General features: G+C 71.0%; 15 protein-coding genes. 11 read left to right on the top strand and 4 right to left on the bottom strand.

Annotated features, from left to right (window positions below):
* Positions 1-13: 13 nt before the first annotated feature.
* Positions 14-382, bottom strand: coding sequence for a DUF1844 domain-containing protein (locus tag ACWGJM_RS03900; protein ID WP_132853700.1), 369 nt, complete (start codon positions 380-382; stop codon positions 14-16).
* A gap of 369 nt (positions 383-751) precedes the next feature.
* Here ACWGJM_RS03900 and infC point away from each other — a divergent pair, with 369 nt between their 5' ends.
* The 10 genes from infC to ACWGJM_RS03850 all read left to right on the top strand — a co-directional run bounded on the left by infC (position 752) and on the right by ACWGJM_RS03850 (position 11,678).
* Positions 752-1,444: a translation initiation factor IF-3 gene (infC, locus tag ACWGJM_RS03895; RefSeq protein ID WP_453410254.1), complete on the top strand. Its 693-nt coding sequence runs from the start codon at positions 752-754 to the stop codon at positions 1,442-1,444.
* A 112-nt stretch (positions 1,445-1,556) separates the two neighbouring features.
* Positions 1,557-1,751, top strand: a complete 195-nt coding sequence (gene rpmI, locus ACWGJM_RS03890; RefSeq protein WP_004933563.1) for a 50S ribosomal protein L35 — start codon at positions 1,557-1,559, stop codon at positions 1,749-1,751.
* A 98-nt stretch (positions 1,752-1,849) separates the two neighbouring features.
* Positions 1,850-2,233: a 50S ribosomal protein L20 gene (rplT, locus tag ACWGJM_RS03885; RefSeq protein ID WP_006141703.1), complete on the top strand. Its 384-nt coding sequence runs from the start codon at positions 1,850-1,852 to the stop codon at positions 2,231-2,233.
* A 181-nt stretch (positions 2,234-2,414) separates the two neighbouring features.
* Positions 2,415-3,275, top strand: a complete 861-nt coding sequence (locus ACWGJM_RS03880) for a TrmH family RNA methyltransferase (protein WP_453410060.1) — start codon at positions 2,415-2,417, stop codon at positions 3,273-3,275.
* A gap of 50 nt (positions 3,276-3,325) precedes the next feature.
* Positions 3,326-4,486: an ATP-binding protein gene (locus ACWGJM_RS03875; RefSeq protein WP_453410059.1), complete on the top strand. Its 1,161-nt coding sequence runs from the start codon at positions 3,326-3,328 to the stop codon at positions 4,484-4,486.
* A gap of 174 nt (positions 4,487-4,660) precedes the next feature.
* Positions 4,661-5,782 carry a phenylalanine--tRNA ligase subunit alpha gene (gene pheS, locus ACWGJM_RS03870; protein WP_453410058.1) on the top strand — a complete coding sequence of 374 codons (1,122 nt, stop codon included), beginning with the start codon at positions 4,661-4,663 and terminating at the stop codon, positions 5,780-5,782.
* Complete coding sequence (gene pheT / locus ACWGJM_RS03865; RefSeq protein ID WP_453410057.1) at positions 5,782-8,304, top strand: phenylalanine--tRNA ligase subunit beta; 2,523 nt, start codon at positions 5,782-5,784, stop codon at positions 8,302-8,304. The genes pheS and pheT overlap by 1 nt, the downstream gene beginning before the upstream one ends.
* Before the next feature lie 184 nt (positions 8,305-8,488).
* Positions 8,489-9,619 (top strand): PP2C family protein-serine/threonine phosphatase, encoded by a 1,131-nt coding sequence (locus ACWGJM_RS03860; RefSeq protein WP_453410056.1) that lies wholly within the window; start codon positions 8,489-8,491, stop codon positions 9,617-9,619.
* Positions 9,620-9,743: 124 nt separating this feature from the next.
* Positions 9,744-11,084 (top strand): transcriptional regulator, encoded by a 1,341-nt coding sequence (locus ACWGJM_RS03855; RefSeq protein ID WP_453410055.1) that lies wholly within the window; start codon positions 9,744-9,746, stop codon positions 11,082-11,084.
* A gap of 57 nt (positions 11,085-11,141) precedes the next feature.
* Positions 11,142-11,678 carry an NUDIX hydrolase gene (locus tag ACWGJM_RS03850; protein WP_453410054.1) on the top strand — a complete coding sequence of 179 codons (537 nt, stop codon included), beginning with the start codon at positions 11,142-11,144 and terminating at the stop codon, positions 11,676-11,678.
* Between the two features lie 256 nt (positions 11,679-11,934).
* On the opposite strand, the gene ACWGJM_RS03845 is transcribed toward ACWGJM_RS03850, so the two are convergent.
* Entirely contained in the window at positions 11,935-12,192 is a 258-nt protein-coding gene (locus ACWGJM_RS03845) for a hypothetical protein (protein WP_453410053.1), read from the bottom strand.
* 208 nt (positions 12,193-12,400) lie between these two features.
* On the bottom strand, positions 12,401-13,273 hold the full coding sequence (locus tag ACWGJM_RS03840) for a 3-hydroxybutyryl-CoA dehydrogenase (RefSeq protein ID WP_453410052.1): 873 nt from the start codon (positions 13,271-13,273) through the stop codon (positions 12,401-12,403).
* A gap of 177 nt (positions 13,274-13,450) precedes the next feature.
* Between ACWGJM_RS03840 and ACWGJM_RS03835 the strand changes: the two genes are divergently transcribed.
* Positions 13,451-14,671: a glycoside hydrolase family 10 protein gene (locus ACWGJM_RS03835; protein WP_453410051.1), complete on the top strand. Its 1,221-nt coding sequence runs from the start codon at positions 13,451-13,453 to the stop codon at positions 14,669-14,671.
* A 4-nt stretch (positions 14,672-14,675) separates the two neighbouring features.
* Here the strand turns inward: ACWGJM_RS03835 and ACWGJM_RS03830 are convergent, their stop codons facing one another.
* Entirely contained in the window at positions 14,676-14,882 is a 207-nt protein-coding gene (locus ACWGJM_RS03830) for a DUF1918 domain-containing protein (protein ID WP_453410050.1), read from the bottom strand.
* Positions 14,883-14,893 lie beyond the last annotated feature (11 nt).

The raw sequence follows: 14,893 nt of genomic DNA, 5'->3' as shown, positions 1-14,893 counted from the left end.
GGCGCGGGCCGGACTAGCCGTAGACCGGGCCGGTGTACTTCTCACCGGGGCCCTGGCCCGGCTCGTCCGGGACGATCGACGCCTCGCGGAACGCCAGCTGGAGCGACTTCAGGCCGTCGCGCAGCGGCGCCGCGTGGAAGGAGCTGATCTCGGTGGTGCTCGCGTCCAGGAGACCGGCGAGGGCGGTCACCAGCTTGCGGGCCTCGTCCAGGTCCTTGTGCTTGTCGCCCTCCTCGGTCAGGCCCAGCTTCACGGCGGCGGCGCTCATCAGGTTGACGGCGACCGTCACGATCACCTCGACCGCCGGGACCTCGGCGATGTCGCGGGTCATCTCGTCGAAGTCGGGCTGCTCGGCGGGGCCGGAGGGGGAGGTCTCACTCATGCCCACACGATAAGCGGTCGCGTGCGGCGCCTTCCCGATTAGCCCTCCCCGGCCGTTGCTGCTAACCTTGTGTAACGACCGGCTGGACACTTGCGTGTCCGGCCCACAAGTGGAGGCTCCGATCTCCCACCCGACCGTCCCCCGGACGGCGGGTCACCCCGGTCAGGCGGCCACCATCGTTCCGTACGGACGATGGAGTCGCCCGAAAGTGCGCCCCGCGTTCACCGCGGCGGTGCTCCGGTAGTCATTGGAGCCCCGCCTGTGATCGTCCGGGGCATTTTTTGTGCCTCGGCGCGGTTAGGTCTTAACGCTTACAGACGTTACGCGGCTGTCCGCCAGACCGTCGCGTGGTGCTACCGAGGAGGATCCATCAGCGCCGAGCCCCGCATCAACGACCGGATTCGCGTTCCCGAGGTGCGACTTGTCGGTCCCAGTGGCGAGCAGGTGGGCATCGTCCCCCTGGCCAAGGCACTGGAGCTTGCGCAGGAGTACGACCTGGACCTGGTCGAGGTCGCGGCGAACGCCCGTCCGCCCGTGTGCAAGCTCATGGACTACGGGAAGTTCAAGTACGAGTCGGCCATGAAGGCCCGTGAGGCGCGCAAGAACCAGGCGCACACGGTCATCAAGGAGATGAAGCTCCGGCCGAAGATCGACCCGCACGACTATGACACCAAGAAGGGTCACGTCGTTCGGTTCCTCAAGCAGGGCGACAAGGTCAAGATCACGATCATGTTCCGTGGTCGCGAGCAGTCCCGGCCCGAGCTGGGCTACCGACTGCTACAGCGTCTCGCGGAGGACGTCCAGGACCTCGGTTTCGTCGAGTCGAACCCGAAGCAGGACGGCCGAAACATGATCATGGTTCTCGGTCCGCACAAGAAGAAGACCGAGGCGATGGCCGAGGCCAGGCAGGCGCAGGAAGCCCGCAAGGCGGATGCGAAGGCCAACCCCGGTCGGTCGCAGAACCCTGCCGAGGCCGATGCCGAGGCCGATGTCGAGGCCGATGTCGAGGCCGAGGCCGAGGCCGAGGTCGAGGCGCCGTCCGAGGCACCTGCCGAGGCGTGATCCCGGGGGACGCGAGTCCCCAGGATGTAACCGAAACTAGAGCGACGCTCCACCGTGCCCGGTTTTTCGCAACCGGGCATCGGAGCGCCACCGACGAGGAGAGAACGGCGCTATGCCGAAGAACAAGTCGCACAGCGGTGCCAGCAAGCGCTTCAAGGTCACCGGCTCCGGCAAGGTGCTCCGTGAGCGCGCCGGCAAGCGCCACCTGCTCGAGCACAAGTCGTCCCGCGTGACGCGTCGCCTCACCGGCAACGCCGAGATGGCCCCGGGCGACGCCGCGAAGATCAAGAAGCTTCTCGGCAAGTGACGCGGCGGCGCCGACCGAGCGCCGTACGTCTCGACCGGGACCCAATCGTTTCCGGGTCGTGTGAGTACCCCCACGGCCCCGCTACAAGGAGTTAACAAGTGGCACGCGTCAAGCGGGCAGTCAACGCCCACAAGAAGCGCCGGGCGATCCTCGAGCAGGCTTCCGGCTACCGCGGTCAGCGTTCGCGTCTGTACCGCAAGGCCAAGGAGCAGGTCACCCACTCGCTGGTCTACAACTACAACGACCGCAAGAAGCGCAAGGGTGACTTCCGTCAGCTGTGGATCCAGCGCATCAACGCCGCTGCCCGCGCCAACGGCATCACGTACAACCGCTTCATCCAGGGTCTGAAGGCCGCGAACGTCGAGGTCGACCGCAAGATCCTGGCCGAGCTGGCCGTCAACGACGCGAACGCGTTCGCCGCGCTCGTCGAGGTCGCGCAGAAGGCGCTGCCGTCGGACGTCAACGCGCCGAAGGCCGCGTGACGCTGCGCCGACTTCAGCAGTCGTGACTACAGGACCCGCAGGCTGACGCCTGCGGGTCCTCCTGTTGCCCGGCAGCGGCACCCCGCCTGCCGCGGTCGTGGCTGAGCGCCGCCGCGGCGGAGAAGAGGCGCCGCAGCAGACCGACACCGACCCGTACTCACGAACATCCGAAGGTGACCCCATGCCCCCCGCAACCCCCGAGCTGATCTCACCCCGTTCCGCACGTGTGGCCGCCGCTCGGCGGCTGGGCAAGCGGAACTTCCGGGGGAAGGACCGGCTGTTCCTCGCGGAGGGGCCGCAGGCCGTGCGGGAGGCGGCCGGGCATCGGGCCGGCGGGCAGGCGACGCTCGTCGAGCTGTTCGCCACCGTCGAGGCCGCGGAGCGGTACGCCGACATCATCGGCGAGGCCCGAGCCGCGCACGCCCGCGTCCACCTCGCCTCCGAAGAGGTCATCGCCGACATCTCCACCACCGTCACCCCGCAGGGCCTCGTCGGTGTCTGCCGGTTCCTCGACACTCCGTTCGAGGACATCCTCGCCACCCGCCCCGAACTGGTCGCCGTCCTCGCGCACGTCCGCGACCCGGGCAACGCCGGCACCGTACTGCGCTGCGCCGACGCCGCCGGCGCCGAGGCCGTCGTACTGACCGACGCCTCCGTGGACCTGTACAACCCGAAGGCGGTCCGCGCCTCCGTCGGGTCCCTGTTCCATCTGCCCGTGGCTGTCGGCGTGCCCGTCGAGGAGGCCGTGGCAGGGCTCAAGAGCGCCGGCGTACGCATCCTCGCCGCCGACGGCGCCGGCGACCGCGACCTCGACGACGAGCTCGACAAGGGCACGATGGGCGGCCCCACCGCATGGGTGTTCGGAAACGAGGCCTGGGGGCTCCCGGAGGAGACCCGCGCGCTCGCGGACGCCGTCGTACGCGTCCCGATCCACGGAAAGGCCGAGAGTCTGAACCTCGCCACGGCCGCCGCCGTATGTCTCTACGCGTCAGCCCGTGCGCAGCGCGCCTCCGGAGGGTGCCGCTCCGTCACCCACAGCTAGTAGGGTGACCAGCTCGGGGCCCTGCGCCGTCTGAGAGGTGGGGTACGGGGATGAGTGTCGTCGGCACCAGCACGGCGCCGGAAGGGCGGGACGTGCGACGCACACCCGCGTCCCGGCACGCCGACCTCACCGAGCTCGGCATAGACCCGGACGACCTGCCCGACGGTCTCGTCGTCGCCGACGAGGACGGCCGGGTCATCTGCTTCAACACCGCCGCCGAACGCATCACCGCGGTCCGCGCCGCCGACGCCCTCGGGCAGCGCCTGGAGAAGGCCCTGCCCTTAGAGGACCTGGAGGGACGGCGCTGGTGGCAGCTCACCGACCCCTACGGCGGGCTCGCCATCCGGGTCCGGCAGCCCGAGCGCAACCTCCTGCTCCCCGGTGTCCGGGAGGTCCTCGTCTCCGTCCGCTACGTGCGCGCCGAGCCCACCGGACCCGTCCGCCGCGTCGTCGTCACCCTCCGCGACACCGAGGCCCGCCGCCGCACCGAACGCAGCCACGCCGAGCTGATCGCCACCGTCGCCCACGAGCTGCGCTCTCCGCTCACCTCCGTCAAAGGCTTCACCGCCACCCTGCTCGCCAAGTGGGAGCGGTTCACCGACGACCAGAAACGGCTGATGCTGGAGACCGTCGACGCGGACGCCGACCGCGTCACCCGGCTCATCGCCGAGCTGCTCGACATCTCCCGCATCGACTCGGGGCGCCTGGAGGTCCGCCGCCAGCTGGTGGACATAGGCGCCGCCGTCGGACGGCACATCCAGGCCTACGTCGCCGCCGGACAGCCCGCCGACCGCTTCCTGCTCCGCATCGAGCAGCCGCTGCCCGCCCTCTGGGCCGACCCCGACAAGGTCGACCAGGTGCTCAGCAACCTCATCGAAAATGCCGTGCGGCACGGCGAGGGAACCGTCACCATTGACGTGACGCCCTCGGCATCCCCGCGCGAGGGCGAGGAAACCGGCACGTCGGTCACGGTGAGCGACGAGGGGCCAGGCATCCCGGAGGAGTCCATGAACCGCGTCTTCACCCGCTTCTGGCGGGGCAGCAAGCGCGGCGGCACCGGCCTCGGGCTCTACATCGTCAAGGGCATCGTCGAGGCCCACGGCGGCACCATCACGGTCGGCCGCGCCCCCGGCGGCGGCGCCGAGTTCCGATTTACGTTGCCCGTGGGCGCGCCGGCGTTTGAATTCGAGCTGCCACGCAGTGTCGGATAGAGCGGTGGTGGGCGACGGGAGGGCCTGAGCCGCCCGCGGGCGCATCCGCGTTCCCCGACCCCGTTAGACTCGGCCATTGGCACCTTTGTGTCCAAAACCAGAGACGGATCGTCCAGGCCCGGGTCCAGGTCAAGACGGGGCACACCAGCCAGCCAATCGGAAGCACGGGAAGAGATGTCGGCACCGAATAAGTCGTACGACCCTGTAGAGGTCGAGGCGTTGAAACCGGAAGAGATCGAGCGCATGCGGGACGAGGCGCTCGCCGCCTTCGCCGCCGCGGACTCCCTCGACGCGCTCCACGAGGCCAAGGTCGCCCACACCGGCCCCGCCTCCCCGCTGGCCCTCGCCAACCGCGAGATCGGCGCCCTGCCCCCGCACGCCAAGGCCGACGCCGGCAAGCGCGTCGGGATGGCCCGCGGCGCCGTCAACAAGGCGCTCGCCGGCCGCCAGACCGAGCTGGAGGCCGAGCGCGACGCACGGGTGCTCGTCGAGGAGGACGTCGACGTCACCCTGCCCTACGACCGCGTCCCGGCCGGCGCCCGCCACCCGCTGACCACGCTGTCGGAGCGGATCGAGGACATCTTCGTGGCCATGGGCTACGAGGTCGCCGAGGGCCCGCAGGTCGAGGCCGAGTGGTTCAACTTCGACGCCCTCAACATCGGCCCGGACCACCCGGCGCGCGGCGAGGCCGACACCTTCTTCGTGCAGGGGCCCGACGGCGGCACCGAGTCCGGCGTGGTACTGCGCACCCACACCTCGCCGGTCCAGATCCGTTCCCTGCTGGGCCGTGAACTGCCGGTCTACGTGATCTGCCCCGGCCGCGTCTACCGCACCGACGAGCTGGACGCCACGCACACGCCCGTCTTCCACCAGGTCGAGCTGCTCGCCGTCGACGAGGGCCTGACCATGGCCGACCTCAAGGGCACCCTGGACCACATGGTCCAGTCGCTGTTCGGTGAGGGCATGAAGACCCGGCTGCGGCCGAACTTCTTCCCGTTCACCGAGCCGAGCGCCGAGATGGACATGCTCTGCTACGTCTGCAAGGGCGAGTCCGTCGGCAACCCCGACCGGCCCTGCCGCACCTGCTCCAGCGAGGGCTGGATCGAGCTCGGCGGCTGCGGAATGGTCAACCCCAAGGTGCTGACCGCTTGCGGCGTCGACCCGGAGAAGTACAGCGGCTTCGCCTTCGGGTTCGGCATCGAGCGGATGCTGATGTTCCGCCACAACGTCGAGGACATGCGAGACATGGTCGAGGGTGACGTCCGGTTCACCCGGCCGTTCGGGATGGAGATCTGATGCGGGTCCCGCTTTCTTGGCTGCGGGAGTACGTCGACCTGCCGGCGACTCAGACCGGGCGCGACGTCCAGGCCAAGCTCATTTCGGCCGGTCTCGAGGTGGAGACCGTCGAGCAGCTCGGCGCCGACCTCAAGGGGCCGCTGGTCGTCGGCCAGGTGCTGACCATCGAGGAGCTGGAGGGCTTCAAGAAGCCGATCCGCTTCTGCACGGTCGACGTCGGCCAGGCCAACGGCACCGGCGAGCCCCAGGAGATCGTCTGCGGCGCCCGCAACTTCGCCGTCGGCGACAAGGTCGTCGTGGTCCTGCCGGGTGCCACCCTGCCCGGCGGCTTCTCCATCGCCGCCCGCAAGACGTACGGCAGGACGTCCCACGGCATGATCTGCTCGAGCGACGAGCTGGGCATGGGCGACGACGGCAACCACGGCATCATCGTGCTGCCGCCGGAGACCGAGGTCGGCAAGGACGCCATCGAGCTGCTGGAGCTGGTCGACGAGGTCCTCGACATCGCCGTCACCGCCAACCGCGGCGACTGCCTGTCCATCCGCGGTGTCGCACGCGAGACCGCCATCGCCTACGGCCTGCCGCTGCGCGACCCGGCGCTCATCGACGTACCCGGCCCGAACGCCTTCGGCTACCCGGTCCAGGTCTCCGACCCGCACGGCTGCGACCGCTTCACGGCCCGCACGGTCACCGGCCTGAGCCCCGAGGCGCGCTCCCCGATCTGGCTCCAGCGCCGGCTCCAGAAGGTCGGCATGCGCCCGATCTCGCTCGCCGTCGACGTCACCAACTACGTGATGATGGAGCTGGGCCAGCCCCTGCACGCCTACGACCGGCAGCTGGTCCAGGGCACGATCGGGGTGCGCCGGGCCGAGGAGGGCGAGAAGCTCGTCACCCTCGACGGCGTCGAGCGCAAGCTGCACGCCGAGGACCTGGTCATCACCGACGAGCGCGGTCCGATCGGCCTGGCCGGCGTCATGGGCGGCGCCAACACGGAGATCGCCGAATACGAGGCCCCCGAGAACGGCGCGAACGCCACGACCGACGTGGTCATCGAGGCGGCTCACTTCGACGCCGTCGCGATCGCGCGCACGGCCCGCCGCCACAAGCTGCTGTCGGAGGCGTCCCGTCGCTTCGAACGCGGCGTCGACCCGCAGGCCGCCGCTGCCGCCGCCCAGCGCACGGTCGATCTGCTGGTGCTGCTCGCGGGCGGCACCGCCGAGGCGGGCGTCACCGAGGTCGTCGCGCCGTCCGCGCCGCACACCATCACCGTCCCGGCCAACCACCCGGACAAGGTCGCGGGCGTCGACTACGGCCGCGAGACGGTCGTACGCCGCCTCCAGGACGTCGGCTGCGACGTCTACGGGCAGGACGAGCTGATCGTCAACGTCCCGTCCTGGCGTCCCGACCTCGCCGAGCCCAACGACCTGGCCGAAGAAGTCATCCGCCTCGAGGGCTACGAGAACCTGCCCTCCACGCTGCCCAAGCCTCCCTCGGGCCGCGGCCTGACGCGCCGCCAGCGGCTGCACCGCCGGGTCGGCCGGGCGCTGGCCGGCGTCGGCTACGTCGAGGCGCCGAACTACCCCTTCGTCGCCGAGCAGATCTTCGACCAGCTCGGACTGGAGGCCGACGACCCGGCCCGCCGCGTCGTCAAGCTGGTCAACCCGCTCAGCGACGAGGAGCCCGCACTCCGCACGACGCTGCTGCCGGGCCTGCTGGGCGCCCTGCGGCGCAACGACGGCCGGGGTTCGCACGACCTGGCGCTGTTCGAGACGGGCCTGGTCTTCCACCCGCGCGAGGAGCAGCGCGTCGCCGGGCACCTGCCCGTCGACCGGCGCCCCACCGATGAGGAGCTCGCGCAGCTCGACGCCGTGCTGCCCGAGCAGCCGCGGCACGTGGCCGTCGTCCTCGCCGGGGCCCGCGAGCAGGCCGGCTGGTGGGGCAAGGGCCGCCCCGCGGACTGGGCCGACGCCGTCGAGGCCGCCCGTGCCGTCGCCCGCGAGGCCGGTGCCGAGCTCATCGTCCGCAAGGGTCAGTACGGCCCCTGGCACCCGGGCCGCTGCGCCGAGCTCGCGGTCGTGGTGGACGGCACCGAGCGGGTCGTGGGCCACGCGGGTGAGCTGCACCCGCGCGTGCTGAAGGCTCTGGGCCTGCCCGAGCGCAGCTCCGCCATGGAGATCGACCTGGACGCCCTGGAGACGGTCGGCGACGGCACCCCGCAGGCGCCGCGCATCTCGACCTTCCCGGTCGCCACGCAGGATGTCGCCCTGGTGGTCGACAAGCCCGTGCCGCACGCGGACGTCGAGGCCGCGCTGCGCGAGGGCGCCGGTGAACTCCTCGAGTACATCCGCCTGTTCGACGTGTACGAGAACGCCGAGCAGCTGGGCGAGGGCAAGAAGTCCCTGGCGTACGCGCTGCGGTTCCGCGCGGGTGACCGGACGCTGACCGTGGACGAGGCCTCCGCCGCCCGCGACGCCGCGGTCGCTCTCGCGGGCGAGCGCACGGGAGCGGTGCTGCGGAGCTAGCCGTGAAGCGCCCCCCACGGGGCGCTTCACCTGCATAAATGCAGGAGTCCGCTGAGTGCTCACTCATTCGGGTGAGAACTCCGGGCGATCCGGCCCTCTCGGGCCATGGCGTCGACAGAATCGGACCGGCCTCTCGGGGCCGGTCCGATCTGCTCCGTCAGGGCCTGCATGGGGGGCCACCGGCATGATCCGTATCAAGGCACGCGCACCCACCCGACAGGGGTACGCACGCCGACCCGACCGCCGGCGGCTGCGCCGCGCGCTGGCGCTGGCACTGCCGACGGGCCGGGGCGCCCTGGCGATCGGCTACAAACCGACCTGCCCGCCGGCCCAGCAGGACGGGCTCGGTGCCCGGATCGCCACCAGCGCCGTGCTCTTCGCGGTTGGCACCGGCCTGATCGTCCACGACCGCCGGACACTCCTGCGCGAGCTCAGACAGGCCCGCCGGGTCGCGGGTGCCGCGCAGAGCGTGCTGCTGCGGACACCGCCGCCGCGCGTGGACGGCCTGAGCGTCGCCGCCGCGCAGCTCTCCGCCGACCGCGGGGCGGCCATCGGCGGCGACCTCTACGAGGCGGTGGCCACCGAGCATGGCGTACGCGTGGTCATGGGCGATGTGCGCGGCCACGGCCTGTCCGCCATAGGCACCGTCGCCGCCGTCCTCGGCAGCTTCCGCGAGGCCGTCCACGACGAGCCCGCCCTCGACCAGGTCCTGCGGCGCCTGGACCGCACCCTGGCCCGTCATCTCCGCGCGCGGGCCCGGACCGAACACCCCTCGAGCGGCCTGGAGCCGGACGCACCCGTCGCCGAGGAGTTCGTCACCGTACTGCTCCTGGAAATCACCCACGACGGCGAGATCCACGCCCTGAACTGCGGCCATCCATGGCCGTACCTGCTCAGCGGGGCCCGGATCGAGCCCCTCGTGCGAGCGGATCCCCTCCCGCCGCTCGGCCCCTTCCCGCTCCCGTCCGATCTGCCCGCGCTCCACGGCGGCCGTCTGCTTCCCGACGAGACCCTGGTCCTCTTCACGGACGGCGCGGAGGACGCGCGCGACGCCCGGGGCCGGTTCTTCTCGCTGCCGACGGTGCTGGCGGAAGCCGCGGGCGGTCGCTCCGCGACGCCGCAGACGATCCTGCGCAAGGTCTTCACAGCCCTGCACCGCCACACGAACGGCACCCCGGCGGACGACGTCGCCCTGCTCGTACTGCGCAACGACCGCCAACCCCGTCCCTGGACCGCGGGTGCCGAAGCCGACGGCCAGGCCACCGCTTTTCGAGGGGGAGCCGGCGGCCCGGCCGGCCTCTTGCGAGGCAGTTAAGTCAAACCGGCCGGACACACTGAGCGACACCGTGCACACAGCCCGGATTCGCGCACTCCGTTCACACCCCGTGTGAAGACGGACCCACTACGCTGACGCTCACCGAGCCACCCGGGGGGCCTTGATGCAGCCCAACACTCTGCTCGACGCGATCCTCGACGAGGCCGGGATCTCGCACGCCGGTCTCGCCGCCCACGTCAACCAGGCGGGCCGGGCGCGTGGTCTCGCGCTCCGGTACGAACACACCGCCGTCGCACGGTGGTTGAAGGGGCAACGGCCACGCGGCCAAGTGCCCGACCTGATCTGCGAGGTGCTCGCCGCCCGGCTGCAACGGCCCGTCACCCTCGACGACATCGGCCTCGGCGTGCCCGGCGAACCGGGCGTCCCGCACGGCACCTCGCTCTCCGGCTTCGTCGAACGCGCCACCGCCCTGTGGCGCTCCGACGAACAGCAGCGCCCGCACATCCTCGGCGCCCCCGCGGTCACCGGCACGCCCGCCGTGATGCCGGTGTGGGAGTGGGAGAACCCGCCCGAGGACGTGGACGTGTCCCGCGGCGGCCGGCACCGGGTCACCCCGGCCGACCTCGAGATGCTGCGCGCCGCCCGCGCCCATTACGAGCAGATGTACCGCAAGGCCGGCGGCATAGCGACCCGCACCCGCATCGTCGGCTTCCTGAACGCCGAGGCGGCCCCGCTGCTGCGCGGCAGCTACACCGACGCCACCGGCCGCCAACTGCACCGGGCCACCGGCGGGTTGGTGGCGATCGCCGGCATCTGCGCGTACGACTCCGACGCGCACGGGCTCGCTCAGCGCTACTTCCACCAGGCGCTCAGGCTGGCGAAGGCCAGCGGTGACCGGGGACTTGGCGCCTACGTGATCGCGCTGCTGGTCAACCAGGCGCTGTTCATGCGGGAGTACCGGCAGGCCGTCGCCTTCGCGGAGGCCGCGCTGCGCGCCGCCGGCCGGCACATCACCCCCGCCCTCGCCTCCGACCTGTACGCGATGCAGGCGAAGGCGTACGCCCACCTCGGCGACGGTACGAGCGCCCTGTCCTGCATCCGGCGGGCGGAGACGGCCGCCGAACGCATCCGGCGCGGGTACGAGCCCGACGAGACCGGCTATGTCCAGCCGGGCCTGGTCAACGTGCAGGTGGCCGAGGCGCTGCTCAGCCTCGGAGAGCTCGCCGCCGCCCGGGAGCACGCGGCGGCGGCCGTGGACAACCCGGCCCACGACCGGGGGCGGGTGCACCGGCTCGCCATGCTCAGCACCATCGAAGTCCGCCAGGGCAACGCGGACAAGGCGGTGGCCACGGCCGTGCAGATGGCCGAGCAGGCCCGGGGCATGGAATCCCAGCGGCTGCGGGACAGACTGCGCGCGGTACGCGAACACCTCGTGCGCAGTGGCGGTGCGGGCACCGCCGAGGCCGCCGAACTCATCGACGGGGCACTGCGCGTACCGCTGTAGGTTCAGGAGACACGCTGCTGCGATATTGCCACTTACTCGGCGGAAGGTGGCAGAACCGTGCAGTGGACGAAACAGAACGAACAAACTGTGTACGAAAACCGCTGGTTCAGCGTCAATCTCGCAGATGTCGAGCTGCCGGACGGCCGGCACCTCGACCACTTCCTCATACGGCTGCGGCCCGTGGCCGTGGCCACGGTGGTCAACGAGGCCAACGAGGTACTCCTGCTGTGGCGCCACCGCTTCATCACGGACAGCTGGGGGTGGGAACTGGCCGCGGGGGTGGTCGAGGACGGCGAGGACATCGCGTGCGCGGCCGCCAGGGAACTCGAGGAGGAGACCGGCTGGCGGCCGGGACCCCTGCACCACCTCATGAGCGTGGAGCCGTCCAACGGCCTCACGGACGCCCGGCACCACATCTACTGGGCCGACGAGGGCGAGTACGTCGGACATCCCGTGGACGACTTCGAGTCGGACCGCAGGGAATGGGTCCCCCTCAAGCTCGTTCCCGACATGGTCGCCCGGGGGGAGGTCCCGGCCGCCAACATGGCGGCCGCGTTACTGCTGCTGCATCACCTCAGGCTCGCCGATGACTAGGGCCTGACCGGGCGGGCCAGGGCGCAGGGAAGTAGCGGTGCCTCACCAGCACGGGTGAGCGGGGTCCGGCGCGTCCAGGTGCAAGGCGGAGGAGGGAGGCGACGCGATGGGGTCCCCCCGCGCGAGCGCAGTCGAGCGTGGGAGAGTCGGCGAGTGACGACAAAGCCGGTGGGGGCACCGCCCGCTCGAGCGAAGCCGGGAGTGGGGGGAGGGCGCGCCAGACCCCGCGTCTGCGTCCTGGCCGGCCGGACAGGTCCTAGTGGGCCAGCGCCTGCCAGATCGTCACGACGAGCGCTCCCAGTGCCGTGAGCGCCGCGACCGAGGGCAGTGGCCAGCGTGCGTGTTCCAGCGAGATCATGCGGGTGTTCAGCTCGTCCAGTTCCTTGGCGGTCTCCTCGGTGCGGTGACTGAGCAGGGCAAGCCCGCCCTCCACACGGGCGTAGGCCACGTCCAGGCGGCGACGTAACTCTGCGAGTTCTCCATGGACCACGGGATGCTCCGGGTCGGCGGTCACGGATCCACTCCTTTCCGTAGTCGAACGTGGTTCTTCCGCATCCCTTGCATGCGCATGATGAGTGAACTCGCCTGGTGGGCGCGTGGGGAGAGTGTGCGACGGGCATATGCGTGCCCGGCGCGCACACGGGGAGTGAAACAGATGGGCCCGGCACCCCATCCGGTGCCGGGCCCACGGGGCATCGCTCGTCGTCATCAGCGGTACGGGATCAGCCGTACGTGTAGAAGCCGGACCCCGTCTTCCGGCCCAGCCGGCCCGCCTCGACCATGCGCTGGAGCAGCGGGGGAGCGGCGTACAGCGGCTCCTTGTACTCCGTGTACATCGAATGGGCGATGGAGACGATGGTGTCCAGGCCGATCAGGTCGGACAGCTTCAGCGGGCCCATCGGATGGGCGCAGCCCATCTCCATGCCGTTGTCGATGTCCTCGCGGCTCGCGATGCCCGACTCGAACATGCGGATCGCGGACAGCAGATAGGGCACCAGCAGCGCGTTGACGACGAACCCGGAGCGGTCCTGGGCGCGGATGGAGTGCTTGCCGAGCACCTTCTCGGCGAAGAGCTGGGCCCGGCCGAGGGTCCCCTCGGAGGTGGTCAGCGCCGGGATCACCTCGACGAGCTGCTGCACCGGGGCCGGGTTGAAGAAGTGGATGCCGATGACGTGGTCCGGGCGCGAGGTGGCGACCGCGAGCTTCACGAGCGGGATGGAGGAGGTGTTGGAGGCGAGGATCGCGTCCGGCCGGGTCACCACCTGGTCGAGCACCTGGAAGATCTCGGTCTTCACCTGCTCGTTCTCGACGACGGCCTCGATCACCAGGTCCCGGTCGGCGAACTCGCCGAGGTCGGTGGTGAAGCTCAGCCGCGCCTGCGTGGCGTCCCGCTCCTCCTCGCTGATCTTGCCGCGCTCGGCGGCCTTGGTCAGGGAGTTGAACAGCCGGGTGCGGCCGATCTCCAGGGCCTCGCCGGTGGTCTCGGCGACCTTCACGTCCAGTCCGGCGCGGGCGCACACCTCGGCGATGCCCGCTCCCATCTGGCCGCAGCCCACCACCCCGACCCGCGCAATGTCTCCGGCGATGTCCGTCACGTCGTCCCCTTCGCTGCTCAACGGCTGAGGCAGGTGCTCCGGGTTCCGCTCCTGCTCCGATCGTGCACGTTACTCCCAAGTATCGATGATCGATCGCCCGGGTAGGGGCATCCTTGGGCCCGAGACGATCCGTGACGGAGCGGATCCGCAGCGTATGGGGGTACCTCCATGGGGTCCATGAGGCAGGTGTCACGGCGCGCGTTCGCGCTGGCGGCGCTGTCCACGCTGACGATGGCGCAGGGCGCGTCGGCCGCACCGCGCCGCCGTCACGCGGCCACCGAGATGCGGGGCGTGTGGCTGGCGACGGTCAGCAACCGCGACTGGCCCTCGCGCCCGGGCCTCACGGCGGCCGAACAGCGCACGGAGCTGATCGCCCACCTCGACCGGGCCGTCCGCGACCGCCTCAACACCGTGGTCTTCCAGGTGCGGCCCACCGCGGACGCCCTGTGGCCCTCGCCCTACGAGCCGTGGGCGCAGTACCTGACCGGCACGCAGGGCAAGGCGCCCGGCTGGGACCCGCTGGGCACCGCCGTCGCCGAGGCGCACGCGCGGGGGCTGGAGCTGCACGCCTGGTTCAATCCGTACCGGATCGCCAACCACACCGACCCGACGAAGCTCGCCGCCTCGCACCCCGCCCGCCGGCACCCGGACTGGGTCGTGCCGTACGGCGGCAAGCTCTACTACAACCCGGGCCTGCCCCAGGTGCGTGCCTTCGTCGAGGACGCGATGCTGGACGCGGTCGCGAAGTACCCGGTCGACGCCGTCCACTTCGACGACTACTTCTATCCCTATCCGGTCGCCGGGCAGACCTTCGACGACGACGCCGCGTACGACGCGTACGGCGGGGACTTCGACAACCGGGCCGCCTGGCGCCGCGACAACATCGACCGGCTGGTGCGGGAGACCGCGGCCCGGATCAAGGAGCGGCCCGGCACCCGGTTCGGGATCAGCCCCTTCGGGGTGTGGCGCAACGCCACGACCGACGAGCGGGGCTCGGACACCCGGGCGGGCGTGCAGACCTACGACGACCTGCACGCGGACACCCGCAAGTGGGTCCGCGAGCACTGGATCGACTACATCGTGCCGCAGCTCTACTGGAACATCGGCTTCGCCGCCGCCGACTACGCCAAGCTCGTCGCCTGGTGGGCGGACGTCGCCAAGGGCACGAAGACACACCTCTACCTCGGCGAGGCGCTGTACAAGGCGGGTGCCGCCGGGCAGCCCTCGGCCTGGCAGGACCCGGTCGAGCTGTCCCGGCACCTGACCCTCGCCGCCCAGTACGCGAAGGTGCGCGGCCACGTCTTCTTCGCCGCGCAGGACATCGCGAAGGACCCGATCGGGGCGATGGCACGGGTGGTCGCCGACCACTACGGGCAGCCGGCGAAGCCACCGCGCTGAATCCCTACTGCCGTGTCTGGTGTTCCTGTTCCCGGTGCCGGACCTGGCAGTCCGGGCCGGGGGACATCACGGCCTCGTGACCGTCCGGGAAGCGGACGCGGTACGGCGGGGTGCCCTCCGTACCCATCACCTCGACGACTATCGAAATCTGGTCGTGCTGGCCAACCACCCTGCCGTGCTGGACAAGCTGGTCGCCCACGGATGCGCGCATCTGCAGGTCCT

This window comes from Streptomyces sp. NPDC054834 (assembly GCF_053611185.1).
Note: the sequence above shows the minus strand (reverse complement) of the source record. Positions and strands in the feature narration are given on the sequence as shown.

Excerpts from the sequence above, each read along its gene's own strand:
- ACWGJM_RS03900 (WP_132853700.1), bottom strand. The coding sequence starts at position 382 with ATGAGTGAGACCTCCCCCTCCGGCCCCGCCGAGCAGCCCGACTTCGAC.
- rpmI (WP_004933563.1), top strand. The coding sequence starts at position 1,557 with ATGCCGAAGAACAAGTCGCACAGCGGTGCCAGCAAGCGCTTCAAGGTC.
- ACWGJM_RS03880 (WP_453410060.1), top strand. The coding sequence starts at position 2,415 with ATGCCCCCCGCAACCCCCGAGCTGATCTCACCCCGTTCCGCACGTGTG.
- ACWGJM_RS03875 (WP_453410059.1), top strand. The coding sequence starts at position 3,326 with ATGAGTGTCGTCGGCACCAGCACGGCGCCGGAAGGGCGGGACGTGCGA.
- pheS (WP_453410058.1), top strand. The coding sequence starts at position 4,661 with ATGTCGGCACCGAATAAGTCGTACGACCCTGTAGAGGTCGAGGCGTTG.
- pheT (WP_453410057.1), top strand. The coding sequence starts at position 5,782 with ATGCGGGTCCCGCTTTCTTGGCTGCGGGAGTACGTCGACCTGCCGGCG.
- ACWGJM_RS03860 (WP_453410056.1), top strand. The coding sequence starts at position 8,489 with ATGATCCGTATCAAGGCACGCGCACCCACCCGACAGGGGTACGCACGC.
- ACWGJM_RS03855 (WP_453410055.1), top strand. The coding sequence starts at position 9,744 with ATGCAGCCCAACACTCTGCTCGACGCGATCCTCGACGAGGCCGGGATC.
- ACWGJM_RS03835 (WP_453410051.1), top strand. The coding sequence starts at position 13,451 with ATGAGGCAGGTGTCACGGCGCGCGTTCGCGCTGGCGGCGCTGTCCACG.
- ACWGJM_RS03830 (WP_453410050.1), bottom strand. The coding sequence starts at position 14,882 with ATGCGCGCATCCGTGGGCGACCAGCTTGTCCAGCACGGCAGGGTGGTT.